General features: G+C 61.7%; 17 protein-coding genes. 5 read left to right on the top strand and 12 right to left on the bottom strand.

Annotation, left to right across the window (positions count from 1 at the left end; all coding sequences use genetic code 11):
• Positions 1 to 2 precede the first annotated feature (2 nt).
• The 3 genes from B3B04_RS14305 to B3B04_RS14295 form a co-directional block, all read right to left on the bottom strand.
• Entirely contained in the window at positions 3 to 1,286 is a 1,284-nt protein-coding gene (locus tag B3B04_RS14305; RefSeq protein WP_292043843.1) for a dicarboxylate/amino acid:cation symporter, read from the bottom strand.
• A gap of 87 nt (positions 1,287 to 1,373) precedes the next feature.
• Positions 1,374 to 2,666 carry a spinster family MFS transporter gene (locus tag B3B04_RS14300; RefSeq protein ID WP_292043841.1) on the bottom strand — a complete coding sequence of 431 codons (1,293 nt, stop codon included), beginning with the start codon at positions 2,664 to 2,666 and terminating at the stop codon, positions 1,374 to 1,376.
• 180 nt (positions 2,667 to 2,846) lie between these two features.
• Positions 2,847 to 5,780 carry a TonB-dependent receptor plug domain-containing protein gene (locus B3B04_RS14295; protein WP_292043840.1) on the bottom strand — a complete coding sequence of 978 codons (2,934 nt, stop codon included), beginning with the start codon at positions 5,778 to 5,780 and terminating at the stop codon, positions 2,847 to 2,849.
• A gap of 378 nt (positions 5,781 to 6,158) precedes the next feature.
• Between B3B04_RS14295 and B3B04_RS14290 the strand changes: the two genes are divergently transcribed.
• Positions 6,159 to 7,364: an acetyl-CoA C-acyltransferase gene (locus B3B04_RS14290; protein WP_292043838.1), complete on the top strand. Its 1,206-nt coding sequence runs from the start codon at positions 6,159 to 6,161 to the stop codon at positions 7,362 to 7,364.
• Between the two features lie 19 nt (positions 7,365 to 7,383).
• Here B3B04_RS14290 and B3B04_RS14285 read toward each other — a convergent pair whose 3' ends face one another.
• Complete coding sequence (locus B3B04_RS14285) at positions 7,384 to 7,785, bottom strand: nuclear transport factor 2 family protein (protein WP_292043837.1); 402 nt, start codon at positions 7,783 to 7,785, stop codon at positions 7,384 to 7,386.
• Positions 7,786 to 7,966: 181 nt separating this feature from the next.
• Here B3B04_RS14285 and B3B04_RS14280 point away from each other — a divergent pair, with 181 nt between their 5' ends.
• The 3 genes from B3B04_RS14280 to B3B04_RS14270 all read left to right on the top strand — a co-directional run bounded on the left by B3B04_RS14280 (position 7,967) and on the right by B3B04_RS14270 (position 12,848).
• Positions 7,967 to 10,189, top strand: coding sequence for a TonB-dependent receptor (locus tag B3B04_RS14280; RefSeq protein WP_292043835.1), 2,223 nt, complete (start codon positions 7,967 to 7,969; stop codon positions 10,187 to 10,189).
• 139 nt (positions 10,190 to 10,328) lie between these two features.
• A complete protein-coding gene (locus B3B04_RS14275) occupies positions 10,329 to 11,285 on the top strand; it encodes a winged helix-turn-helix transcriptional regulator (protein WP_292043834.1) in 957 nt (318 codons plus the stop codon).
• An 87-nt stretch (positions 11,286 to 11,372) separates the two neighbouring features.
• Positions 11,373 to 12,848 carry a carotenoid oxygenase family protein gene (locus B3B04_RS14270; protein ID WP_292043833.1) on the top strand — a complete coding sequence of 492 codons (1,476 nt, stop codon included), beginning with the start codon at positions 11,373 to 11,375 and terminating at the stop codon, positions 12,846 to 12,848.
• 69 nt (positions 12,849 to 12,917) lie between these two features.
• Here the strand turns inward: B3B04_RS14270 and B3B04_RS14265 are convergent, their stop codons facing one another.
• Entirely contained in the window at positions 12,918 to 14,618 is a 1,701-nt protein-coding gene (locus B3B04_RS14265; protein ID WP_292043832.1) for a class I adenylate-forming enzyme family protein, read from the bottom strand.
• An 86-nt stretch (positions 14,619 to 14,704) separates the two neighbouring features.
• Between B3B04_RS14265 and B3B04_RS14260 the strand changes: the two genes are divergently transcribed.
• A complete protein-coding gene (locus B3B04_RS14260; protein ID WP_292043830.1) occupies positions 14,705 to 15,745 on the top strand; it encodes a hypothetical protein in 1,041 nt (346 codons plus the stop codon).
• 71 nt (positions 15,746 to 15,816) lie between these two features.
• Here B3B04_RS14260 and B3B04_RS14255 read toward each other — a convergent pair whose 3' ends face one another.
• The 7 genes from B3B04_RS14255 to B3B04_RS14225 form a co-directional block, all read right to left on the bottom strand.
• The gene (locus tag B3B04_RS14255) at positions 15,817 to 16,614 is read right to left on the bottom strand and encodes a DUF1295 domain-containing protein (protein ID WP_292043829.1); all 798 of its coding nucleotides are present in this window, start codon (positions 16,612 to 16,614) and stop codon (positions 15,817 to 15,819) included.
• 43 nt (positions 16,615 to 16,657) lie between these two features.
• Positions 16,658 to 17,416, bottom strand: coding sequence for an SDR family oxidoreductase (locus B3B04_RS14250; protein ID WP_292043827.1), 759 nt, complete (start codon positions 17,414 to 17,416; stop codon positions 16,658 to 16,660).
• Positions 17,416 to 17,946: a nuclear transport factor 2 family protein gene (locus B3B04_RS14245; protein WP_292043826.1), complete on the bottom strand. Its 531-nt coding sequence runs from the start codon at positions 17,944 to 17,946 to the stop codon at positions 17,416 to 17,418. The genes B3B04_RS14250 and B3B04_RS14245 overlap by 1 nt, the downstream gene beginning before the upstream one ends.
• Positions 17,943 to 19,748 carry an AMP-binding protein gene (locus B3B04_RS14240; RefSeq protein ID WP_292043825.1) on the bottom strand — a complete coding sequence of 602 codons (1,806 nt, stop codon included), beginning with the start codon at positions 19,746 to 19,748 and terminating at the stop codon, positions 17,943 to 17,945. Before B3B04_RS14240 ends, B3B04_RS14245 begins: the two co-directional genes overlap by 4 nt.
• Positions 19,745 to 20,185 carry a nuclear transport factor 2 family protein gene (locus B3B04_RS14235; protein ID WP_292043824.1) on the bottom strand — a complete coding sequence of 147 codons (441 nt, stop codon included), beginning with the start codon at positions 20,183 to 20,185 and terminating at the stop codon, positions 19,745 to 19,747. The genes B3B04_RS14240 and B3B04_RS14235 overlap by 4 nt, the downstream gene beginning before the upstream one ends.
• An 82-nt stretch (positions 20,186 to 20,267) precedes the next feature.
• Complete coding sequence (locus B3B04_RS14230) at positions 20,268 to 21,488, bottom strand: acetyl-CoA acetyltransferase (protein ID WP_292043823.1); 1,221 nt, start codon at positions 21,486 to 21,488, stop codon at positions 20,268 to 20,270.
• A gap of 151 nt (positions 21,489 to 21,639) precedes the next feature.
• Positions 21,640 to 24,441, bottom strand: coding sequence for a M14 family metallopeptidase (locus B3B04_RS14225; RefSeq protein ID WP_292043822.1), 2,802 nt, complete (start codon positions 24,439 to 24,441; stop codon positions 21,640 to 21,642).
• Between the last annotated feature and the right edge of the window lie 105 nt (positions 24,442 to 24,546).

The raw sequence follows: 24,546 nt of genomic DNA, 5'->3' as shown, positions 1-24,546 counted from the left end.
CGTCACTCCACCGGCGCTGCCAGATAGCTGTCCATGTCCAGATCGCCTTCCCATTGGGCGACGACCACACAGACAGACAGGTCCGACGTACAGTTTGGCACAGTGCGCAGCATGTCCAAAGGACGGTCGAACGGCAGGATAAAGCCGACGATCAGGGCTGTCTGCTCCGGCCCCAGCCCGATCACCGACAGCACCGCCGCCAACAGGAACAGCGAGGCCGATGGCACCGGTGCCGTGCCCAGCGCCACCAGAGTCGTCACCGCCATGATGGCCAGATAGTCCACCAACTGTAGGTCCACGCCGAACACCTGCGCCGAAAACGTCGCCAGCAGGCCGACATACAGCGCCGTGCCATCCATGCTAAGCGTCACGCCCAGCGGCAGAACGGTCGAGGCCACAGCGGGGCTGACCCCCAGATTGCGCTGTGCCACCCGCATGGCCACCGGCAGTGTCGCCGACGACGAAGAGGTCGACAGCGCCACCATCACCGCATCGCCGATGTCGCGAAAGAATGGCCGCACCGGCAGGCGCGCCAGCAGCTTTATCAGCCCGCCATGGATGAGCAGCGTCTGAATGGCGCAGCCAATCACCACACAGATGGCCAGTTTAAAGATGTTGATGAATGCTGCCGGTCCGCTGGTGCCCACGACCCACGCAATCAGGGCGAACACGCCGAACGGAGCCACCTCCATGACGAAGTAGACCAGTTTCAGCATGACCGAGGATGCCGACTGGATGACCGCTTTTAGCGGCTTGCCTTCCTCGCCCACGAACAGCAGACCCATGCCCACCAGAACGGCAAAGAAGATGACTGACAGGGTTTCGCCCGCCGCCAATGCCGCAATGGGATTGAGCGGGATGATCTCCATCAGCGCCTGCCCCAGCGGTTTGGCTTCGCCCATGGTCTGGGGCACCACGCCGCTAAGATCCACGCCATCGCCGGGCCGGATCAGACTGCCGACGCTCAGCCCCACCGCAGAGCCTACAACCATCAAGCTGAAATAGAGGATCATGGTGCGCCCGCCGATCCGTCCCAGTCTGGCCGGATCGCCCATGGAGGCTACGCCCCCTGCCACGGTCACAAAGATCAGCGGCACCACCAGCATACGGATGAGACGAACGAATATGTCGCCGATCCATTTCAGATCGGCGGCCCGTTCCTTGAGCAACAGACCGACGATAATGCCGAGCACCAAGCCGATAAGAATGCGACGCCACAAGGGTACGTCCAGCCAGTATCGGCGGATCCATCCGGCCTTGACCGGCGTCGGCGCGGCATCGCTCATAGGTTCGTCCCTCTACGCTGGCGCAGCGAATCCGCCGCGCCCTACTCCCGCGCGCAGCTTCGGGACAAACCTATGCAAGAGCAAGCCTCAGGCCATAGAGGCCTTGTGCCTCTTGTCCAACGCCCGCGCCACGAGGATGAGCGCCCCGATGGCCGGAATATAAAAGGGCGCGACGAACAGCATGGCCTTGGTCAGCGCCGCACCGCTGTCCATGTCATTGCTGAAATACTGGCTCAGCGCACCGACGAACAACGGGCCCAGACCCATGCCGACCAGATTATTCACCAGCATCAGAATGGACGAAATAGTCGCGCGCTGATTGGCCGGTGCCACGTTCTGACAGATGGCAAAGCCGGGAGCGACGAACATCATGTTCATGGCCATGGGGATCGCCAGAAGGCCCAGTGCTACAGGCCACGATGGAGCCATCACGCCTGCGATGAAGAAAGGCACGCCGATGGCCAAGGCCCACGCGGGAAGGATGGCATAGGCGCTGGGTTTCTTCTGGGCAAAGCGGTCGGCCAGAAAGCCGCTACCGAACATGCCCACAGCCATGGCCAGGCCGAACACCAAGCTGTACCACATGCTGATGTCGGCCATGCTCGCGCCTTTGGCCCGCAGAAGGAGTGCCGGAGCCCACGCCGCAAAGGCGTTGAAAACAAAGCTGTATGTGCCCGCAGCCAGCAGCAGCAGCGACAGGGTTGGAGTGCGCACATAGGTGCGGATGCATTCAGCGATAGAGGCGGGCTTGGCCTGCGCCTCGGCGGGCGGATCGTAGCGACCGCGCTTCGGCTCACGCACGATAAACAGCAGCAACAGGCTCAGCACCACACCCGGGATGGCCACGGCCACAAAGGCCTGGCGCCAGCCATAGTGGGCCGCCACCCACGCCCCGAAGGCTACGCCAATCGTCGCCCCCAGCGGTACGCCCAGCGAGAACAGGCCAATGGCCCCGCCCCGCTTGTGCGGCGGGAAATAGTCAGAGATCACAGACATGGACGGCGATGCGCCACCGGCCTCGCCGATGCCGACACCGATCCGCGCCAGCACCAGATGCACATAGTTCTGGGCCAGACCGCATAGGCCGCAGAATACGCTCCACATCATACAGGCCGCGGCCACAATGCCGACGCGGTGGCTACGGTCAGCCAGCCAAGCGATGGGGATACCGAACACCGTATAGAACAGCGCAAACATCAGGCCCGACACCATGCCGATCTGGGTGTCGGTCAAGTTCAGCTCGGCCTTGATGGGTTCGGCCAGAATGGCGAGAATCTGCCGGTCCAGATAGTTGAAGGTGTAAACCAGCCCCAGGATCAGAACGACCACATAGGGATATACGCCGACCTTTTTCGGTGCGGCCTCGGCCTGTTGGCTCATACTCACTCTCCCCTCAAGCGCGGTTCGAGCAACGCACTCTTGGCGGTGCATATGGCACCTCGAACAGCGCCTGCACTGTAACTTGCTCAACAGGACTGACTAGAGGAATTCGCGCATCGACCACAAAAAAGGGCGGAAGGCCATGGCCCTCCGCCCCTCTTCGTTCAGTCTAGACTGCGATTAGAAGCGCAGGCGCAGACCGAAGGTATAGTAACGGCCCACCACATCGTAGGTTTGCGGGAAGGTGTTACCGTTGTTGGTCGAGGTCGAACCGATGCTCGAACCCACTTCCGGCGGCGCTTCGTCGAACAGGTTGGCGACGGTTGCCGTGACTTGGACGGTGTCGGTGATGTTCCAACGGCCGCTCAGGTCGAAGTAGTTGTACGAACCGATCTTGGCGTACGGGGCGTACCAGGTGCCCGAAATCGGCTCGACTTCGACGTCAGCCAGGTGACGCCAGGCCAGCGAGACGGTGTAGTCGTCCTTCGACCACGTCGCGCGCGAGTTCAGACGATACTTCATGCGGGGTTCGCCGCACGAGGTCGAATAGTAGCCCACGCAGTCGCGGTTCAGAGCGTTCGGGGTCGGCTGCGAGTCATTACGGGTAACGTAGTTACCGTTCATGCTCAGGTCGATACGGCCAGCGTTTTCGAAGCCGTAGTCGTCCAGGTTGACGCGATAGTTTGCGGCAACGTCGAAGCCCGACACGCGCTCTTGACCGAGGTTGGCCGACGGACGAGCGATGCCCTTGGCTTCAACACCGTTCAGCGAGCCATTGGCCGTGTTACGGAAGATCTGCGAGCAGAACTCGTTGAAGGTCAGACCCGGGTTCAGATCGGCGCTGTAGCAGCCTTCAATCACGTCCGCGATCGAGTTGCGGCTGATCGTCTTGTCCAGCTTGATGTCGTAGTAGTCCAGGCTCAGACGCAGGCTCGGAACGAAAGCCGGCTGCCACACGGCACCCACGGTGATCGTGTCGGCTTCTTCTGGGCCGAGGGCCAGATTACCGCCGGTCAGGGTGTTGACCTGGCCGGAGTTCGGCTCTGCGACGTAGCCGATCGCACCCGGCATGACGCCGGTCAGGCGGCACAGGTTCGACAGCGTGCCAGCCGTGTTGGCCTCAGCAGCGTTGATCAGGTTGCCTTGGCAAGGATCGATAGCGGCGTTGCCCAGACCGGTCACTTCCGGGCTGAACAGTTCGCTGATGTTCGGCGAACGGGTCGCGCGTTGGTACATGGCACGGATACGCAGGTCTTCGATCGGCGACCAGTCACCACCGAACTTGTAGCTGCCGTAGTCGTTCTTGGTGCCACCGGCCTCGAACTCGGTGTAGCGGTAACCCAGTTCCAGGTTCACGCTGTGGGCGAACGGCATGTTGGCGATGACGGGCACCGACAGCTCACCGAAGGCTTCACGCATTTCGAACTCGCCGAATGAGTCCGGGCTCGGGGCACCGGTGCCCAGAACTTCGCCGTTGAGCTGAGCCGGAGCATCCGAGCTCACGCCTGCCGACGAACGACGCCATTCCACACCGAACGCTGCAGCGATCGGACGGTCAGCCCACGGGCTGGCGAACTGTTCCGGCAGCGAACCCGACACCGAGGCCGAGGCCACGTCTTGCACGACGGTGGTCTTAACCATCGACGACAGGTCGATGTAGTTCAGGGCTTCTTGCGAGATCGAGCCTTCCGGACCGAACACGTTCATCGGCACGCATCCGGCGATCGCCGTGGTAGCACCCGGAGCCAGACACTCGGTCGCCGAAACAGTGTTCAGCGCGTTGCGCAGCTTCGACAGCGAACCCCAGCTGATGCGGTTCGACAGCATCTCGGTCTCGCCGTGCGAGGCGTAGACGTCGTAGTTCCAGTTTTCGTTGATGTCGCCACGGACACCAGCAGTGATCTGGAAGGTGTTGTTTTCGAAGCTCGATTGACGATCACCCCACTCCGAGAAGCGGCGGTTGACCATCAGCGGAACGATGGTGTTGCCAGCAGCGCCCGGAACGCAGGTCGCAGCGCTGATGCCGCGGGCGTCGCACAGTTGCTGACGCATGGCATCGGGAATGAACGGATTGCCGATCGGCACATCGTAGGTGTTGGCGAAGGTGCCCGACGGTGCCAGAGCCGTACGGACCTCGCTGTTGACGAACATCACCTGCGAATAGACTTCAGCCGCCGAATTGATGCGGTACGAACCCAGAGCGTTCACCTGGTAACGCTTCAGAGGCGTTTGGTAGAAGTTGAACGGGTTGTAGTTGTAACCAGCCGAGTTGTAGGCGGGGTCATCAGCACCGATCAGCGCGCCGGTGGCCGGATTCAGCTCGGCGTTCCGCGGCAGAGCGATACCGCCTGCAACCGGGTTGGTGCCGAAGCGGCCCGGAACCGAGGTGCCCGAACCCAGCGGATTGCCGGTCTTCGAGTCGCGAGCCACCAGGCCCCACGGACGGTCGGCCTGATACAGCGGATCGGTCTTGGTGTAGCCGAAGCTGACCACGGCGTTACCGCGATCTTCAGCGAAGTTGCCACCCAGGGTCAGGTCGACCTTGCGACGGATGGCGTCGTTCTCTTCCGACAGGCCGTACGAAGTGGCCAGTTCGATGCCTTCGAAATTGTTCTTCAGAACAAAGTTCACAACACCAGCCACGGCGTCAGCGCCGTACACAGCCGAGGCACCGCCCGAAACCACGTCGATACGGTCAACCAGGGCGACCGGGATCACGTTGGTGTCGACAACACCCGACATGTTGAACGGCACCACGCGACGGCCGTTGATCAGAACCAGCGTACGGTTGGAACCCAGACCACGCAGGTTGACGGTTGCACCGCCGCCCGAACCGTTGTTGGTGCCGGTGCCGACGGCCGGAACCGATGCCGGCAGTTCTTTGACCAGCTCTTCAACAGCAGCCGGTTGCTTGAACGAGATTTCTTCGGCCCCCACCGACGAAATCGGGCTCGAAGCCTCATAGCCCGGCTGGCGAATACGCGAGCCGGTCACGACGATGGACTGGACTTCGGTGGTTTCTTGTTCAGCCGTTTGAGCAACTGCCGGGGTCACTGCCAGGCCCGTCAGAGCCACGCCCCCGATGATCGTCGAAGCCAGCAAAGCTTCGCGCATAAATCCCTTCTTCAAGAGATCCCCTCCTAAAAATCGCACTCCCCCTGCGGTTGTGTTGGAATTTTTCACCACCCAAGGGTCACACACCACGGACCAGCGAACACTGGAACAGATTCGGCCTTAAAGGGCTTGCCGCTAAGCTGAAAGGCACATTTTTGCCTAACTCGGAAAATCAGCGAGATTTTGCCTTGTATTGTGTCATTGCTGTAACGTTTAGTCTTATGTTCGCCGAACATTGATTTGCTAATCTATTTATCGAACAGCGATACGGCGACCTTGAGCTGGCTATCGGAACCGCCTCTCGACGCTTGCACTCCCCATCAAACTCGATAGCTTGCTCAATAAGACTTACGGTGAAATCAGGACATTGAGGGGATGATGTCAGAGGTATTTATTTTCGATGCCGTACGCACGCCGCGCGGCAAGGGTCGCCCGGGCGGAGGCCTGAACGATATCGCCCCAGCTCAATTAGTAATCACGCTGGTCGATGCGCTCAAAGCCCGCAACGGCGATGCCGTCGTTGCCGCCGAAACTCTGGCTTTGGGTGCCGTCACACAGGTCGGAGATCAAGGCGGACATTTGGCTCTGGCGACACGTGTTCAAGCGGGCCTGCCCGACACGATGGCGGCTGCCACACTGAACAATTTCTGCGTCTCCGGCCTGAGCGCCGTTATCGAAGGCGCGCGTCGCGTCATCACGGGCGAAGCGCGACTGGCGCTTGGCGGCGGCGTTGAATCGATGTCCCGCATTCCCTTTCTTGAGGACAAGGCCCCTTATTACGAAGATCAGGCACTGGCCCGCCGGATGGGCTGGACGCCCGTCGGGGTGGCCGCCGACTGGCTGGCGGCACGTCACGGCATTTCGCGTCAGGCTCTGGACGACATCACCCTCCTCTCGCATCGCCGCGCAGCCGCAGCCTGGGCCGCGGGCCATTATGCCGATCGGGTCATTCCGGTGATGGCGGGCGATGGCAGCGTGGCCCTCGCCCACGATGAAAATATCCGGGATTTCGGCGACGGGTCCAAACTGGCCATCATGCCGCCAGTGTTTGCCCAGATGGGCGAAGCCGGCTTTGACGCCATTGCTGCCGAGCACCACCCCGATCTGGCACCGGTGGAACACATCCACTCTATTGCCCACTGCCCGCCCATTTCAGACGGAGCCGGACTGGCCTTGATCGGGTCACGTGAGGCGGGAGAGGCCCATGGCCTGAAACCGGTCGCGCGCATCCGCAGCTTTGCCGATGTGTCAGGCGACCCTGTATTGCAGCTAACTGCGGGCCTGCAGGCCATGGACACAGCGCTGGCTCGCGCGGGCCTTGGCCTGTCGGATATGGGGGCCATCGAGTTTATGGAATCGTTTGCCGCCGTGCCCGTCATGTTTGCCCAGTCGCGTCAGCCTGACTGGGACAAGGTCAATGTGCTGGGCGGCCACCTCGGCATGGGTCATCCCATGGGCGCATCCGGTGCCATTCTGCTCACCACCCTGTTGGACGCCATGAAGGTGAAAGACGCCGAGCATGGTCTGGTTGTCACCACAGGCGGTGTCGGCGTCGGGGCCGCCATGGTACTGGAGCGGGTCTAAACCCGCTCCAGTAATCGTTTTAGTGCGTAAAGTCGTCTACGCCCATTTCACGAAGAAGCTGGGCGCGGTCATAGTAATCGCGCCACAGCTGAACCAGACCATCGTCATTGATGACCAGCACACCCATGACCGGCACATTGCCGCGATGGTCGTTGTAAACAAAGCGGTCCATGCGCTCCATGTAGACGCGACCGTCAATCACGCCCATATGCTCGATCTCTAGCTCGATCCAAGACACACCTGCGCCCAAAGCCTTGATTCGCGAGGCCACAGCCTCACGCCCCTCAATCGGATCCAGCATCATGGAGTGCAGCACACCGTCCGGCGCAAACAGCTCGCCGACCTTGTCCCAGTTCTGGTCATTCCAGGCCTGAACCATCTCGCGGGCCACCGCCAGGCTCTTTTGGTCCTTATCACTCATAAGTGGTACTCCTCCCCTAAATCATTCATCTGGTTATGAAAGCGATGAAATCGGGGTTGTAATCATTTCCGAAAACTCGCTGACTTGATTTCATCTCTATACAAGTCGATTGACAAGTGCCTTCTTCCATATAGCTTGCATAAAAAGACCAACACCAGTTGGCTTAGGGAGGAGACACATAATGAACAAGCCGCTTTCCACGCGGCTGCGCCTCGGCGTGGCCTCGATCGCAATCGCTGCCGGCCTGCCCGCCGTGGCCTCGGCGCAGGAAGTGCCGACCAATGAGCAGTCCTACGCCATCGAAGAAGTGACCGTGACGGCCCGCCGCCGTCAGGAAGCCATGCAGGACGTGCCGCTGGCCGTGTCGGCCATGGGTGCCGAGGAACTGCGCACCCAGCTGATTACCGACATCTCGCAAGTCGCCTCTCAGGTGCCCAGCTTCACCTTCCAGACCCAGAATGCTCTTGAGTCGGAAATGTTTATCCGTGGCGTCGGCTCGGTCCGCTTGAACAGCGCCACTGCCGATCCGTCCATCGGCACCTTCCTTGACGAAATCTACATCGGCCGTCGCGGTGCCGCTACACCGCCGATCTTCGATCTGGAACGCATCGAGGTCCTGCGCGGCCCGCAAGGCACCATCTTCGGCAAGAACGTCGTCGGCGGCGCGATCAACATGATCACCGCCAAGCCCACGCAAGAGTTTGACGCCGGTGCCTCTCTGGCCATCGGCAACTACTCCAGCCTTCTGGCCGAAGGTTTTGTCTCTGGCCCGATCAGCGACAAGGTATCGGCGCGTATCGCCATCAATCACGAGCAACACGACGGCTATGCCCATAACGTGGTGCGCGACGAAGAGATGGAGGACCTTGAGTCCACCGCCATTCGCGGCACCCTGCTGTGGGACATCAGCGACACTATGCGGCTGACCCTGACGGCAGATGCCAGCAAGTCGGATTCGGGCGGCTCGGCCCGCCACGCGGTGGATGATCCGAATGCACCGGGCTTCGGTTTCATCACGCCGAACATCTCGGACGATCCGCGCACCAATTATTCGCCGTATGAGCAGTACGCCAACCGCGAGACCTCGGGTCTGACGGCTCGTTTTGAATGGGACATCGGCAATCTCAGCCTGATTTATCTGGCCGGTCTGCGGAACGGTGAAGGCAATATCCGCTGGACCCAAGCCGGCGTCGGCTCTCCGCCGTCGATCACTGACTCCACCCTGACCCAGTACGAAGACTACACCGGCCTGACGCAGGAACTACGCCTGCAATCCGATCCGGAACAGCGCTTCCGCTGGTCCACCGGCGTCTATTATCTGAAGGAAGATGTGAAGCGTCAGTCGCGCAACACGGCCAACTCCTTCCTTCCGGGCGGGCCGGGCAGCACCCGCGATACGCTGGATGGCGACAACCGCTATATCGCTTCTTCGGAAACCACCAGCTACGGCGTGTTCGGCGAGATCGAATACGACATCATGCCGAACCTGACGCTGGCCGTCGGCGGCCGCTACACCACCGACGACAAGTCGCTGGACAGCCGCGCCGAGATCCTGAGCCTCGGTCCGGACGGCGACCTGTATTCTCCAGCTCCACTGCTGGAAGAGTATCACATCACTCCGTCGCAAGACTGGTCCGAGTTCACCCCGCGCGTGGCGCTGGAGTGGAAACCCAATGACGACATCCTCGTCTATGGTGCCTATTCCACCGGCTATAAGGGCGGCGGCTGGCAAGGGGCCGCTCCCGATGCCGCTGCGGCAAACAAAGCCTATGATCCGGAAACCGCAACCAGCTGGGAACTGGGCCTGAAGGCTGACTGGCTGAACGGTCGCCTGCGCACCAATCTGGCCCTGTTCCGCACCGACTTCGAAGACCTGCAGGTCGAACTGCTGGACGACGTGTCGATGACCCTGATCGTGGCCAACGCCGCCGACGCCTTGATTCAGGGGGCCGAGTTCGAAGTGAAGGGCCGCGTTACCCCGTGGTTGACCCTGTCGGCCTCCGGTTCGCTGATCGACGCGGAATATCAGGAATACACCGACCCGCTGCGCGGCATCAGCTATGACGGCCACCGCATCCAGCGCACGCCGGAATACCAGTACACTGTGGCGGCCGACGTCGATTATCCGATCAACGACAAGCTCAGCTTCATCGCCTCGGCCAACTACTCCTATCAGGACCAGATGTACTGGGGGCCGGAAAACACCAACCGCGAAGACGGCTATGGCCAGCTTAACGGACGTATCGGTGTCGCCTCGCAGGATGGTCGCTGGAGCCTGACCCTGTGGGGCCGCAATATCACCGACGAACTGTACCGCATTAGCGTGATCCCGTTCGCAGGTGACGAGGTTTCGCTGTTCGGCGCACCACGTACTTTCGGTGTCCGTCTGGGCGTGCGTTACTAAATAACTCCCTGAAACTTACCCATGAAACTTTCGGGGCGGGTCGGAGACGGCCCGCCCTTTTCTTGACTCGCCCAGCCTTTTCTTGACTTAGACAGTTGCCCCTATGAGGGTCATCAACGGGCAGCGCCTGAAGGGATCCATGACCTCAGTAGATTCGACCGCCAAAACCTCGAAAGAGGCCGAGGACACCCACCGCCTGATCGATGCCAGTTCAGCGGCCCGTGCCCTGAACCTGATGGGCGACCGCTGGATACTGATGATTTCCAGTCAGGCCTTTGTCGGCACCACCCGATTTGAGGATTTCCAGTCACGGATCGGCATTGCCCGCAGTCTGCTGACCGACCGCCTGCGCCGTCTGGAGACCGCAGGCGTGCTGGTCCGCAGCCAGTATTGCGAGCGCCCGCCTCGCTATGAGTATCTGCTGACCGACATGGGCCGCGACCTGTTTGGTCCCAGCATGATGATCATCCGCTGGGAAAAGCGCTGGTACTATGATCCCAAGGTCCGCGCCCACAACATCAAACACTCGTGCGGTCACGACTTCATCCCCGAATGCCGCTGCAACCACTGCCGGCAGGAACTGATCGCGCGTGAAACGGTCGGTGAACCGGGGCCCGGCTATGGCAAGGAGCCCGCGCCCAAGGCTCGCGCCCAGCGACGCTCTATCGTAGAGGGCCACAACGGCACCTCGGCCATGATCGAACGCTCGGTCGAGGTTCTGGGCGACCGCTGGATCTCGCACGTGATCGCCGCCGCGTTTTACGGCCACCGCCGCTTCAGCGACTTCCAGCAGTATCTGGGCGTGGCCACCAACATCCTGTCAGAACGCCTCAACCGCCTCGTCTCGCTGGGGATACTGGAGCAGCAGCTCTATCAGGAAAGCCCTGCCCGTTATGAGTACCGGTTGACGGAAAAGGGCCTCGACCTGTTCCCGCTGGTGCTGGAACTGGTGCGCTGGGGTGCCCGCTGGATGAGCGGCCCTGAAGGCCCGCCCGAACATATCCGGCACAAGACGTGCGGTCATATCATCACCCCAGTTCTGACCTGCTCACACTGCGGCGAAGAGCTGACCCGCGAGAGCCTGCAAGGACTGTAGCGGGTCGGGTGACCGCGCTCGGCAATGGTCGCTTGCATAAAAAGACGCACGATGTTACGCCAGTTCCATCAACCTTATGGGGCTGTGATGAAACTCGAGCGTCTTGAGCCAGTAAAAACCACTCTGGGGCCGACCAACCACCCGTATATGACCGGCCCGTGGACCCCCCAGTGGGAGGAAGTGACCGCCCTTGATCTGGATGTGATCGAGGGGACGATCCCGACCGATATCGACGGGGTCTATCTGCGTAATACCGAAAACCCCCTGCACCAGCCGCTGGGCCGCTATCACCCGTTTGACGGCGACGGCATGCTGCACCAGATCAGCATCCAGAATGGCAAGGCGGACTATCGCAACCGCTTTGTCCGCACCCGTGGTTTCGTCGCCGAACAGATCGAGGGCGGCTCCCTGTGGGGCGGCATTCAGGATGGCCCCGGCACGTCCAAACGCCCCGGCTTTGGCGCGCACGGCAGCCTGAAGGATTCCTCCTCCACCGACGTCGTCATCCATGGCGGTAAGGCTGTCTCGACCTTCTATCAGTGCGGCGAGGCCTATCTGCTGGACCCCGAGACGCTGGAACAGGTCGGCGTGGCCCCGTGGGTGCCGCTGGACGGCGTGTCGGCCCACACCAAGACCGATGAACGCACCGGCGAGATGCTGTTCTTCAACTATTCGAAATACGCGCCCTACATGCACTATGGTGTGATCGATAAGGACGGCAAACAGGTCCACTACACACCTGTGCCCCTGCCCGGTCCGCGCCTGCCGCACGACATGACGTTCAGCGAGAACTATTCGATCCTGAACGACTTCCCGCTGTTCTGGGACGGAGACCTGCTGGAAAAGGGCTATCACGCGGCCCGCCTGCATGACCTGCCGTCGCGCTTTGCGGTTATCCCGCGCTATGGCACCGAAAAGGACATCCGCTGGTTCGAGGCGGATCCGACCTATGTGCTGCACTTCCTCAATGCCTATGAGGAAGGCGATGAGATCGTCATGGACGGCTACTTCCAGGAAGTCCCCATGCCCGAACCGCTGGCCGGTCAGCCCAAGGGTCTGGACCGCATGATGGCCTATCTGGACGAGCACAGCTTCAAGTCCAAGCTGCACCGCTGGCGCTTTAACCTGAAGACCGGCGAAACCACCGAGGGCCATCTTGATGACCGCGTGCTGGAGTTCGGCGTCATCAACAACCGCTATGCCGGTCGCAAGAACCGCTACTGCTATTCGACGACGACCAAGCCGGGCTGGTTCCTGTTCAACGGCTTCGTGAAGCACGATCTGAAAACCGGCGAAAGCTGGCAGATCACCCTGCCCGATGGCCGCTATGCCAGCGAAAGCCCGTTCGTCCCGCGCATCAATGCCAAGGACGAGGACGACGGTTATCTGATCAGCTTCATCATCGACGAGAATGCCGGCACGTCCGAATGCATTCTGGTGGACTGCAAGAAGTTCGAAGAAGGCCCCGTGTGCCGCATTGCTCTGCCGCACAAGATCTCCAGCGGCACCCACGCCTGCTGGGCCGATCGGGCCTATATCAAGAACGGAGTGGTGGCCGCGTAATCTGGTCACCGGTTCGGGGGAGAAAGGGGCGGCTTCTGAGGGGAAGCCGCCCCTTTCAATATCTACCCCTTAGGCCTTCAGCAGGCCCAGTACGTGTTCGCGCAGTTCGGTACGAACCACCTTGTTCATGGAGTTGCGCGGCAGGGCTTCGACCTGCACCACAGCTTGCGGCAGTTTGAACGTGGCCAGCCCCTGCCCCTTCAGCCATTCGGCCAGCGAGGCGACATCGGGCACCTCTTCCCCTGCCGGAACGATGGCTGCACAGACCTTCTCGCCCAGAACATCATCGGGGATGCCGCACACGGCCGCTTCCTTCAGCGCCGGATGGCCCGAGAGCAAATCGTCAAGTTCCGCCGGAGAGATGTTCACACCCCCGCGCACGATGATGTCCTTGCAGCGACCGACAAAGCGGTAATAGCGCGATAGGTGCCCCTCGCCTGCGATCTCGAACAGGTCGCCGGTTCGATAGTAGCCCTCGGCGTCAAAGGCATTGGCGGTCAGTTCCGGCGCATCGAAATAACCCTCGAAGGTGGCAGCGCCCCAGAAGCGCAGTTCACCCGGAACGCCGGGTTCGGTGATGACCTGCTCAGTTGCCGGATCGACCAGACGCGTCTTGATCATGGACGCCGTATCGCCCGACCATTCTATACCTTCTGCCCCCATACGCGGGAAATAGCGGGCGCGTTCGGTGTGATCCGGCACATGCATAGGGCCACTGAACAGGGAGGCCCCCTCGTTAGAGCCGAAGATGTTGCACACCTCGATGCCCCACTTCTGCGCCCAGCCCTCGATCATCCACGGGGCCAGCGGTGCCGACCCCGAACCGATCGCCCGAAGGCTGGACAGGTCGATATTCTCGACCATGGCGGGTGTCTTAAGGATGGCATTCAGAATGGCCGGAGCGGCGATGGTATAGTTCACCTTCTCCTGCTCGATCTGCTTCAGATAGATGCCCAGATCGAACGGGTGGTGCAGGACCAGCGTCCCCTTCTGCCACAGCCACGGCATCACCAGACCGAACGAGCCGATGTTGACCAGCGGGAACGGGTTCAGCAGCACCTCGCCTTCGCTGATTTCGGCCGCTTCCGTGACCATCTTGGCGTTGACGATCCACAGATTGTGGTCACGCGGCACGCCCTTGGGGCGGCTTTCGGTACCCGAGGTCCAGAAGATGGTGAAGACCTCTTCGGGCTTGGCCGGATCGGCCTTTGCCGCGGCCTCAGCTACTGCCGGATCGGCTGCCGCAATGGCCGTACGGAAATCGATCTGTTCGCCTTCGGCATCGCCCAACACCAGAACCTTGGTGTCGTGGCCAGCTGCAAGCTCGCTCATCATCTTGGCGTGGTTGAATCCGGCCAGTTCGCGCACGGTGACGATGGCCCGCGGCTTCACCTTTTGCTGCACCCACGAAAACTCGTGCTCGCGATACATGGTGGGCACAGGGCTGATGATCAGGCCGATACGCGAGCAGGCCAAAGCCAGCAGCACGGTATCGACCACATTGGGCAGTTGATAGCTGAGGACATCGCCCTTTTTGAGCCCCTGCCCCAGCAGCGCCGCAGCGATGCGGTCAACCTCCTGCCCCACTTGCGCCCACGTGAGGCGGCGCGGCTCGACGCCATCCAGCGCCGCGCGGTTGGACGGATCAACCAGAGCCGTCCGTTCGGGCACGTCCTTGCGATTTCGTTGCAGCAGGTCGTCGACCGTCAGATCGCCCCACCAACCGCGTTTGCGAAAATCTGCGAGCCTTTCGGCACTTGTCACGATCATCGCGCTTCCCTCCCTTATGTATTACTTTCATAAAGAGACTAACTACGGTCTGAAAAGACCAAAATGCAAAAGTCGGGGAGTTGTGAGTGATCAAGGTCGTACAATGGGCAACGGGATCGATGGGGCGCACCGCCTTGCGCCGGATCATCGATGACCCAGCCCTGGAGCTTGTCGGGGTCTATGTCTATTCGGACAAGAAGAACGGCGTCGATGCAGGCCAACTCGCCAAGCGGCCCGATACGGGCGTTCTTGCCACCAACAATATCGAAGAGATTCTGGCGCTCGATGCCCATGTGGTGATCCACACGCCGCGTATCACCCTGCCCTATGACAAGATGAATGCCGATGTCATCCGCCTGCTGGAAAGCGGCAAGAACGTCATCTCCACGGCGGGCTTCCACTATCCTCTGGCGCATGACGAAGCCTACTGGGCCCCGCTGAAGGCGGCCTGCGAAAAGGGGAACTCGACGCTGGCGGGTCTGGGCGTGAACCCCGGCGGCTTTATCGAGCGTGTCGTGCTCGCCGCCACCGGATTCAGCTCAAAACTGGACAGCATCACCGTCAGTGAAACCGTCGATGCCTCGGAGATGGTGTCCAAGGAGTTTGTGTTCGGCCTGATGGGCTTTGGCGCCGACCCGGCTGTCAATGACATCACCAAAGGCCCCTTGGCGGCCATGTACACCTCGCTGTTCAGCGAAATCCTGCACTTTGTCGGCAAGGCGCTGAATGTCGATCTGATCGAGATCACGCCCGAACACGCCCTGACGCTGGCCCCACAGGATATGGAAATCGGCGCTGGCACCATCAAACAGGGCACCGTGGCCGCCACCGAATGGCGCTGGTCCGCCCGCTATTCGCAAGACGTCAGCTTCACCCTATCGATCATCTGGACGTCCGATCCCAAACTGCATGGCAAGGATACGAACGGTCACTGGGTCGTGGACATCAAGGGCCGCCCGAACATGACGATGACCTTCTCCATCGACGAAGGCGATCCCACCAAGCCCCAGTCCCGCGCGCTGACCGATGCCACGGTCTCCGGTGCCCTGCGCGGCGTCCAAGATGTCGTGGCGGCTCCGGCAGGCTTCTTTGCCTTCTACCCATCCGGGGCATGGCAGGGTCGCTAGAAACAGCCACAAAACAAAAAGGGCGCGGGGAGATGATCCCGCGCCCTTCTTCTTATCTGTTGACCGGAAGATCAGATCTTCTTTGGCGGCATCGGGATGAAGCCCGAGGTACGCGCGATATAGTCGGCATATTCCGGCTTGGTCTTGCGCATACGGTATTCCATCGTCGGCGCGCCCGACCACTTCATCAGGGTCCAGGTCAGGAAGGCCGGACCGACAATGGCGAACAGGCCGGTAAAGCTCTCGGCGGCGATCATATACAGACCCCACCAGACCAGCGCCTCGCCGAAATAGTTCGGGTGACGCGAATAGCGCCACAGCCCCGCCTGCATGACCTTGCCCTTGTTCGAGGCATCCTTTTTGAACTGGCTCAGCTGCCAGTCGGCGATGCATTCGAAGATCAGGCCAAAGATGGCGATCGCGGCACCGATCCAGCCGATGATACCGACAGTGGCAGGAACAGCGTCGATCTGGCCCAGTTGAACCGGAAGCGACACGAGGAACTGCAGCGGCATCTGGGTGGCGCAAACGCTGATCGCGCAGAACAGGCCAAAGCTCCAGCCCTTGCTCTCCTTGGCCTTTTCATAAAGGCGCTCATAGCGGCGGTCCGGACCCTGCACGCGCCAGCGACGGATCATATAGCCCCACAGACGCACACCCCAGATGGCGCTGATGCCCAGCAACAGCCAATGGCGCATCGACGGCTCGTCGATCTGCAGATAGGTCGACAGGGCAAGCACAGGCATGCCCAGCCCCCAATAGCTGTCGATCAGGGTCGGGTCCTTGATCCGCACCGAAATCAGCCAGACGATAAAGAATGCTACGGCGGCAACGCCCGCATTCACCAGCAGTATGGTCGCAAGTTCCATCTGCACTTCTCCCCCTTATGGGCCTTTTGCGGCCCGTTATGTTTTACTGGCCGGTCTTGAGACTGTCGGCGAACAGCATGCGGGCTAGCGCCCGCTCGTGGCCTTTCGGGTCGCGGGCCAGCGCGGCGCGGACCTCAAGCACCATCCGGTCGGTGTCGGCCTCGTCCAGCTTGCGCTTGATGGCCGACAAGCCGACGCGGGCGATGTCTTCCGGCCGTTCCTTCTTGCCCTCGACGTGCGAGGCCATGCGGGTATCGACCGAGCCAACAAACAGGGCCGTGACGCTGGTGCCCTGCGGGGCCAGTTCGGCACGGATGCAGGTCGTCGCCGCCTTGGCTGCGAACTTGGACGGGCTATAGCCGCCCATCACCGGCATGGCGCACAGACCACCGGCCGACAGCACGTTCACGATGGCACCGCCGCCATTTTGTTTCAGCACCGGCGCAAAGGCTCGCGACATGGACAGGACGCCAAAATAGTTGACCTCCATCTCCTCGCGCGCGGCGGCCATGGTGTCGGCCCCGATCAGACGCTGATTGAGGAAGGCACCGGCATTGTTGATGACAATGGACACGTCGGTGCAGCGCGCGGCGGCAGCGGCGACCTGCTCTTCCTTGGTCACGTCCAGATCGATAGCGACGACCCTGTCGCCAAACTCTTCAACCAGATGCTGGGCCGAGGCGGCATTGCGCGCACCGGCATAGACCTTGGCTACGCCCTGACCGATCAAGGCACGGACAAAGGCTTCGCCGATACCGCGGTTGGCACCGGTCACGATGGCGACGCTACCTGCGATATCCATCACTTCATCTCCGCATAGAGGGCGTCGTGCGGCTTCTTGGCGGCACGCACCAGCTTGCTTGGGTCAGGCGTGATCATGCCCGCGCCCCAGTTCTCGGCCGTGGCGCTGTCGTGGTTCCATTCCCAGACGAGCGTGCGACGGGCGATCTTCCAGCTACCGTCACGCTTTTCGAAACGGTCGATGGCGCGGGCCAGAGTGAAGGTATCCAGCTCTTCGCCGTCCTTCTTTTTCATGCGGGCAAAGGCGAAGATGTAGTGCTCGACCTTGGCCTTATCGCCATCCAGTTCGATCAGGATGTTGGTGGCCAAGTGGTTCATCACGCCCGAACGCGGAAGCATCTTGGCCATGACCGCCACATAGGCATCGGCCGGACCGTCATAGATGCCGCCGTGATCTTCCCATGCATCGGGGTGATAGCACTGGCCGATCAGTTCGGCGTCTGCGCGGTCCGCACCGCGCAGATACTGATGGATGACTTCGGTGATGGCCTGTTTGTCCAACAGGGCCTGGATTTCGGGATGATGGCTCATTTCGCAGCCTCCAGAACGATGACACCCTCGTCTGGCTGATCCGCGAACAGGCGCTCAACCAGATCCTTGCGGTTATCCAGAACGGCGCGGCGGTTGACCGTGCCCTTGTCCGACAGCTCGTGGGCGTTCGGGTTCGGCGGCGTGGTCGGGAACAGGATGCGGCGGATGCGGTTGCCGCCCGACTGGCCCGCGTTGAACGCCTTCAGACGCTCCGCGATCTCGGCGTCTGCGTTTTCTGCCTTGGTCCAGATAATCGCCGTCAGATACGGACGGTTCTCGTCACACAGCACCAGATCCAGCGCCAGCGGGTCGAGATGTTTCAGGATCTGCTCGCGCAGGTGGCCACCATAGACCCAGTTGCCGTTCAGCAGCTTGAACTCTTCGGCAGCGCGACCCGCAAAGGCCAGACCCAGTTCAGGGCGTTCCGGATCGTGGAAGACGCACAGGTCACCCGAACGATAGAAGCCCTCTCCATCAAAGGCTTCTGCAGTCTTTTCCGGCTCGTCCAGATAGCCGTTCGACAGGCTGGGGCCAGCGGCGCGCAGTTCGTAGCGTTCACCGACCGGAACCAGTTTCAGCACGCAGCCCGGCACAGGCAGGCCAAGGCCCACCTTGTCCGTTTCATAGTGGGTAACCGTGATGGCCGAACCGGTTTCGGTCGAGCCATAGCCACTGGTCAGCATGACGCGATGGCCGCATTCGGACACGGCGCAGGCTTGCAGGCGGTCGAACACCGCCTGCGTCAGACCCGCACCACCGAACAGCATCATCCGCACGCGCTCGAAGAAGGTCTTGCGCAGCGCAGGGTCCGCTTCCAGCGCATCGGCCAGCATGACGTAGCCCAGCGGCACATTGTTGTAATAACCGACGCTGACCTCGGTCAGGTTGCGGATCGACTGGTCAAACAGGCCCGGCATGGGCTTGCCATCGTCGATGTAGAAGGTGCCGCCTTCCAGCAGGGTGGTGCGCATGGCGAACGCGCCCGCCGCATGGTGCCACGGCAGCCAATCCATCATCACGTCGCTCCAGCCCGCGGCCTTGCCGACGGTCTGCTGGCATTGGGCCGTATTGGCCCCCAGCGCACCGATGGTCAGTTCCACCAGCTTGGGCAGGCCGGTCGAGCCGGACGTCAGCATATAGGCCGAGACAGTTTCCGGTTTCAGACCCTTGATGCTGGCGGCCACGGCGTCGGTAGGCTCGGTCGCGATGACAGAGGCAAACGGCGTGGTGCCCTCGACGTCCTCGCCGCAGACAATGATGGCATTGCCGGTATCGACCTTGGCAAAGGCGGCGGCGATGGCAGCGGTTTCGGCCACGATCACGGCGGGCTTGGCCTTGTTCACCACATGGCGCAGACGGCCCAGATCACCACCTAGCGCAACCATCATCGGACTGGCTGGACATACCGGACGGCCCGATGCCCAGCCGCCATAGGTGACAGTCGAGAACAGCGAGGAGTTGGACGACACCAACAGCACCGTGCCCTGAACATCGAGGTCCAGCAGCCACTGGGTAAAGCCGTCGCAGTCACGCTTCAGCTGGGCGTAGGACACCTTGATCCAGTCGCCACCACCCGGCGCACGGCGCGCGATCGCGGCCTTTTCACCCTGACGTGCCGCGCCTTCGGCAAAACGGCGCGGCAGGTTGAAATCATAGGGGGCCAGTGGCACGCGCGATTGCAAATAGAGCGTGCCATCCGTCTCGCGGCGCACCTCGATATCGACCGGCAGAAGCGAGGCATCGCGCAGCGGCGCAGCGGCGATCTGTTCGCGGGTCAGACCCATCAGCGGAGCGGCGCTCATGCTTTCGGCCCCGTGATGACCGGACGGTCCAGCATGACTTCGGCTTCCGGCGCAACCACGCCGGTCTTGTGCTGGGTCGTGTGCAGATAGCCGTTGTAATATTCGCGCCAGCGATGGATGACGCCGTCGCGGTATTCCAGCATGCCCATGTACGGAATGGCGACGCGCTTGCCATCCGTCAGGATGAACTCGTCGGCCCCTTCCATCCAGAGATTGTCGCCGTCCTCCATGTAGTCGAACAGACGCCAGCGGCTCTCGGCGATGGTCGAGGCCATCTGCTCCAGTGCCTCGCGCATAGCCGCCTTGCCCTTGACCGGCGCGCGGAAACCGCCCGAGTTGTTCCACTCGATATCGTCGTGGATGAAGGTCATGACGGCATCCAAATCCTGCCGTCCCCATGCTGCGATCATATCCAGCAGCCGGTCGATATTCGACATGTCTACTCCTCCAAGCCGCGCGGTCTCATTGGGCGGACCGCGTCGGCAGACTGTTTGATTTTCAGTGTTTTAGGCGACGCGCTTAACGTCCAACCACAAAGCTGACTGTGGTGGTGGTCGAGCCGCCGATGTTCAGGGTCTGGACGTTCTTTGCGCCTTCGACCTGATAGTCTCCCGCCGTACCGGTGACCTGTTTGGCCCCGTCCAGCACCATGCGCACGCCGGTCGCGCCCACGGGGTGACCAAGGCCGATCAGCCCGCCGGACGGGTTGAAGGGCAAGGTGCCGTCAAAATCGATAGTGCCATCCTCGACCGCCTTCCATGCCTCGCCAGCAGCGGTCAGGCCCAGATGTTCGATGGCCATATATTCGGTGGTGGTGAAGCAGTCGTGGGTCTCGACGACGTCCACGTCCCAAACATCCTGCAAACCAGCACGGCGGCGTGCATCCTCGCCCGCCTTCTTCACGTGCGGGAACATGAAGCCGCCACCCGCCGAGGCATCCAGCTTGGCCTTCAGCGAAATCGGCGCACCGGTATGGCCCCAGCCTTTGATACGCGGCAGATCGTCCAGCGACATGCCCCGCTTGGCCGCATACTCCGCCGCGCCCTTTTCCGAGGCGAGGAAGATCACCGCCGCCCCGTCGGTCACCTGACCACAGTCCTGACGGCGGATCAGGCCCTCGATAACCGGATTGGCCTCGTCATCGGCGGTAAAGCTGGCGTCAGTGAACTGCCATTTGCGGGTCTGGGCGTTCGGGTTGCGACGGCCATTGGCATAGTTGATCTCGGCAATGCGGCCCAAATGCTCGTACTTCAGGCCAAAGCGTTCCTGATAGGCTTCACCAATGTCGCAAAAGGCGCGCGGCCACAGATAGGTGGCATCCTGAAACTCGTGTCCCGTATAGCCTGCTGCGCCCAGATATTCGGCGGCGCGCTGCCCCGGCACATTGCGCATATATTCGAGGCCCAGCACGCAGGAGACGTCATAGTGACCCGCCTCAATCTCGGCCATAGCAGCGAGGATGGCCAGAGAGCCCGAGGCACAGGCCGCCTCGTGGCGCATGGTCGGCATGCCGTCAAAGCCCTTGTCGGTCTGGGCAAAGAAGCCGCCCAACTGGCCCTGACCACAGAACAGTTCGCCTACGAAATTGCCGACATGGCCCGACTGGATATCTGAGGCATCCAGATGCGCGGCCTGCAGGCCATGGTTCAGGGCCTCGGCAAAGGCGTCACCGATTTCCAGTCCTTCGCGCGCATAGCTGCGGGCGAAATCGCTTTGCCAACCGCCCAGTACATAGACCATCGGCCTGTCCTCCCCTTTATCGTTACGGTGCAGACTGCTTTAGTCAGTCTCATAACGCAAGCATCAATATGTACAGGGATTGGACACGAAAAAGGGAGGACCGATGGCACGGCCCTCCCCTCATTTCATCCGTCGTCAGAGGAGCTTGATCTTAGTCCTTGGAAGCCTGCGCCGGACCGTACAACAGGCCGTTGAAGAACAGGCGGAAGGTGCCATGCGGCTGGGCGCGCTGGATCACCTCTGCGCCATAGGCAAACAGCTTGCCCTCGCCCAGATCGATGTCCACCACCGCCGTCGTGTCCTTCAGGCGTTCCTGATTGTGGGCCCAACCACTGCGCAGCGGCGTGGCACTGTCGAACACGACCACCGGACGCGCCGTGTCGCCCGTCAGACGGAAGGTCTGGCCATTGTTGAAGAAGACGTCAGCCTGCTGCGGCATGCCATAGGCCAGCGGATTGCTGGCATCGACCTTGGCCGACAGCACCGAGCCCGGCAGGAAGAAGTCGGTCGTCGACAGCGGTGCACGACGGCCATTCTCTTCCTTCACCAGTGCCGGTTCGATCGGCGCGCCCAGCAGGTGGGCCAGGCGGTTGGAGTTGCCGATGGTCACCACCGTGCCGCCGTTTTGGGCAAAGGCGGCGATGCGCGGGACGGTCTGCTCGCTTACCTCGCCCAGCCAGCTGCGCATCTCCGCGGGAATGGTTTCCGGTTCCGGCTGCGGCCAGGCATTGGTGCGACGATAGCCGTCGACGTTCAGCGCCGGAGCAACAGTGTCGGTGAACACCAGCACATCGTATTTGGCGTTCAGGTCCTCGGTATCCAGCGCCTGCGGATAGACCACCTCGAACGGGAACTCATAGCGTTCCAGCAGGAAGCGGGTCCAACCGGACGACATCACCCCGCCATAGCGATCCACCAGACCGACGCGTACCGGCTTCAACGCCAGCGCCTCGCCAGCCGGCTTGCGCGACATGGCATGGGCATCGATGCCCAGCGGGCCGACAGCCTCACGGATGATAGACGCGGCCTGATCCGAAGCAGGCACCCAGATCGCGCCGGCACTCAGCGTCTCGCCATTGGCGCGAACGGACTGGCCGATCCATTCCGGCGTAATGCCCGCCGCCAGCAGGCGGTTGGTCAGGATGAAGCTGTTGTTCTCTTCGTGGCCGATCACATAGCCTGCGCGGCCATTGCCGATCACGCGGCCCGGCGGCGGGACTACCAGGTCGGCTGCCTTCGTCGTCGGAGCTTCAAAACCGTCCTGAATACGGTCGAAGTTCACGCCCATCTGATAGGCCAGCGTATAGCCCGCCACATCATAAGGCAGCTTGGGCGGGCCGCCCGGATATTCGGTGTTGTGCGGGTGATCTTGCGGCTCGAACATGTCCAGCACGTGCGGACGATAGGCTTGCGCCGTCTTCACCACATAGGATCCGGCGGGATAGCGGGTGCCGTTCACCGTAAAGGCCTGATCGGCGATTTCCACGTCGACCCCGTTTTTGATCAGGGTGTTCAGGAAGGCCACCGTCGCGGGCAGATCGCGTTGGGTCTGCGGATTGATGATATAGCCGCGCGGCATGCGGTTTTCGGGCGTACGCACCACCGTGTCCAGCAGGGCCGGATCGACGGCACCGCGCGCATCGGTACCTGCCGCCTTCATCCGGTCGACCAGCGTCGGCGTCATCTGCCACGTATCGGTGGATCCGCGCTCGATGGCGTTCATGCCCATGCGCCAGATGTTGAACAGCAGGCGCTCGCGGTTGCGCGACGCATAGTCGAGGATCGCGCGGTTCATGCTCCACTGATAATCGATGCTGTCGCGCAGGTGCCAGCGACGCGGCGCCATCGGCAGCGGAATGTCGTTGCGCGCCAGTTGCACATCGGGGATCAGAGCGATGTCTTCCGGCGTCGGGCCGCCGATCAGCTCGGTCAGGATGCCAATGGCATTGTGATAATAGGGCGTAGAGCGGACCATGCCGTTGTGCCACGTCGAATAGGCTCCGACCGAGTTCGAGCCCGAACCACCCTTGCCCTCTGCCACCAGACGGCTGTGCATGGCGGTGCCCAGTTCGCTGGTCATGTTCATAACCAGCCCGTCGAGATTGTAGTTATACAGGTCGCGGAAGGGCGGGATGTACACCACCATACCGCGCGGGCCGGTCTGGTGCTGGTTATAGACGATCTGCGGGAACCACTCGCGATAGTGGACGCGGTTGATGTTCGTCGTCTCGGCCTGCGAAGCCATGTAGGAATCGCGGTTGTTATCGTGGCCGGTGTACTTCTGGTACAGGCGCGGAATATCGCGGAACGAACGCTCCTGCGGGTTCTCCTTGCGCATATACCAGTCGGCGACCAGTTGCAGGCCGTCAGGGTTGGCGTGGCCAAACAGGATGATGGTGTCATCCAGCGTGCGCAGCGTCTCGGCGTCCTGCCCGGTCAACAGGCGATACAGCACATGCACCTGACCTTGGGTCGTCACGGTCTCGGTGGCGTGCAGACCGGCATCGATCCACACGACCGACTTGCCTTCGGCAGCCAGCTGGCGCGCGTCTTCCTCGGATACCCCTTCGGCCTTGGCCAGCTTGCGGGCGATCTCCTTGTAGCGATCCAAGTTCGCGAGGTTCTCGGGCGAGGAGACAATGGCCATCCACTGGGTGCGGCTTTCCTCGGTGGTGCCGAAGCTTTGCAACTGCATCCGGTCCGACTGACCGTCCAGCGCCTTTAGATAGGCCTCGTACTGATCGTAGTTGATCAGATAGTAATCCGTGCCCGGCTCTTGCGGAAAGAAGTCCTTGGGCGCGGTGACACCCGCCACGGCGGGCGTGAGCGGACCGGCCGCCGCGGCCTCGGCGTGTAGTGCGGCGGCCTCGGCCACAGCCACGGACGGTGCCACCAGAATGGTGGATGCCAGAAGTGCCGCCGTCAGACCGGCCGCGCGTACAGGAAAACGCATGGATAACCCCTCACTGCGGCGGCACAGTCCCCCTGCGCCGCCCCCATAGGGAGTTATCGTCAGTATTCGCCCCGTCACACAAGGGCGCAAATGCGCGGTGGCCGA

The sequence above is a fragment of the Brevundimonas sp. UBA5713 genome (assembly GCF_002419815.1).
Taxonomy (GTDB): Bacteria; Pseudomonadota; Alphaproteobacteria; order Caulobacterales; family Caulobacteraceae; genus Brevundimonas.
Note: the sequence above shows the minus strand (reverse complement) of the source record. Positions and strands in the feature narration are given on the sequence as shown.

Bases quoted from the DNA above. Each gene is read 5' to 3' on its own strand.
- B3B04_RS14285 (WP_292043837.1), bottom strand. From the start codon at position 7,785: ATGAGTGATAAGGACCAAAAGAGCCTGGCGGTGGCCCGCGAGATGGTT.
- B3B04_RS14245 (WP_292043826.1), bottom strand. From the start codon at position 17,946: ATGAGCCATCATCCCGAAATCCAGGCCCTGTTGGACAAACAGGCCATC.
- B3B04_RS14280 (WP_292043835.1), top strand. From the start codon at position 7,967: ATGAACAAGCCGCTTTCCACGCGGCTGCGCCTCGGCGTGGCCTCGATC.
- B3B04_RS14270 (WP_292043833.1), top strand. From the start codon at position 11,373: ATGAAACTCGAGCGTCTTGAGCCAGTAAAAACCACTCTGGGGCCGACC.
- B3B04_RS14235 (WP_292043824.1), bottom strand. From the start codon at position 20,185: ATGTCGAATATCGACCGGCTGCTGGATATGATCGCAGCATGGGGACGG.
- B3B04_RS14305 (WP_292043843.1), bottom strand. From the start codon at position 1,286: ATGAGCGATGCCGCGCCGACGCCGGTCAAGGCCGGATGGATCCGCCGA.
- B3B04_RS14290 (WP_292043838.1), top strand. From the start codon at position 6,159: ATGTCAGAGGTATTTATTTTCGATGCCGTACGCACGCCGCGCGGCAAG.
- B3B04_RS14250 (WP_292043827.1), bottom strand. From the start codon at position 17,416: ATGGATATCGCAGGTAGCGTCGCCATCGTGACCGGTGCCAACCGCGGT.
- B3B04_RS14240 (WP_292043825.1), bottom strand. From the start codon at position 19,748: ATGAGCGCCGCTCCGCTGATGGGTCTGACCCGCGAACAGATCGCCGCT.
- B3B04_RS14295 (WP_292043840.1), bottom strand. From the start codon at position 5,780: ATGCGCGAAGCTTTGCTGGCTTCGACGATCATCGGGGGCGTGGCTCTG.
- B3B04_RS14225 (WP_292043822.1), bottom strand. From the start codon at position 24,441: ATGCGTTTTCCTGTACGCGCGGCCGGTCTGACGGCGGCACTTCTGGCA.
- B3B04_RS14230 (WP_292043823.1), bottom strand. From the start codon at position 21,488: ATGGTCTATGTACTGGGCGGTTGGCAAAGCGATTTCGCCCGCAGCTAT.
- B3B04_RS14300 (WP_292043841.1), bottom strand. From the start codon at position 2,666: ATGAGCCAACAGGCCGAGGCCGCACCGAAAAAGGTCGGCGTATATCCC.
- B3B04_RS14255 (WP_292043829.1), bottom strand. From the start codon at position 16,614: ATGGAACTTGCGACCATACTGCTGGTGAATGCGGGCGTTGCCGCCGTA.
- B3B04_RS14275 (WP_292043834.1), top strand. From the start codon at position 10,329: ATGACCTCAGTAGATTCGACCGCCAAAACCTCGAAAGAGGCCGAGGAC.
- B3B04_RS14265 (WP_292043832.1), bottom strand. From the start codon at position 14,618: ATGATCGTGACAAGTGCCGAAAGGCTCGCAGATTTTCGCAAACGCGGT.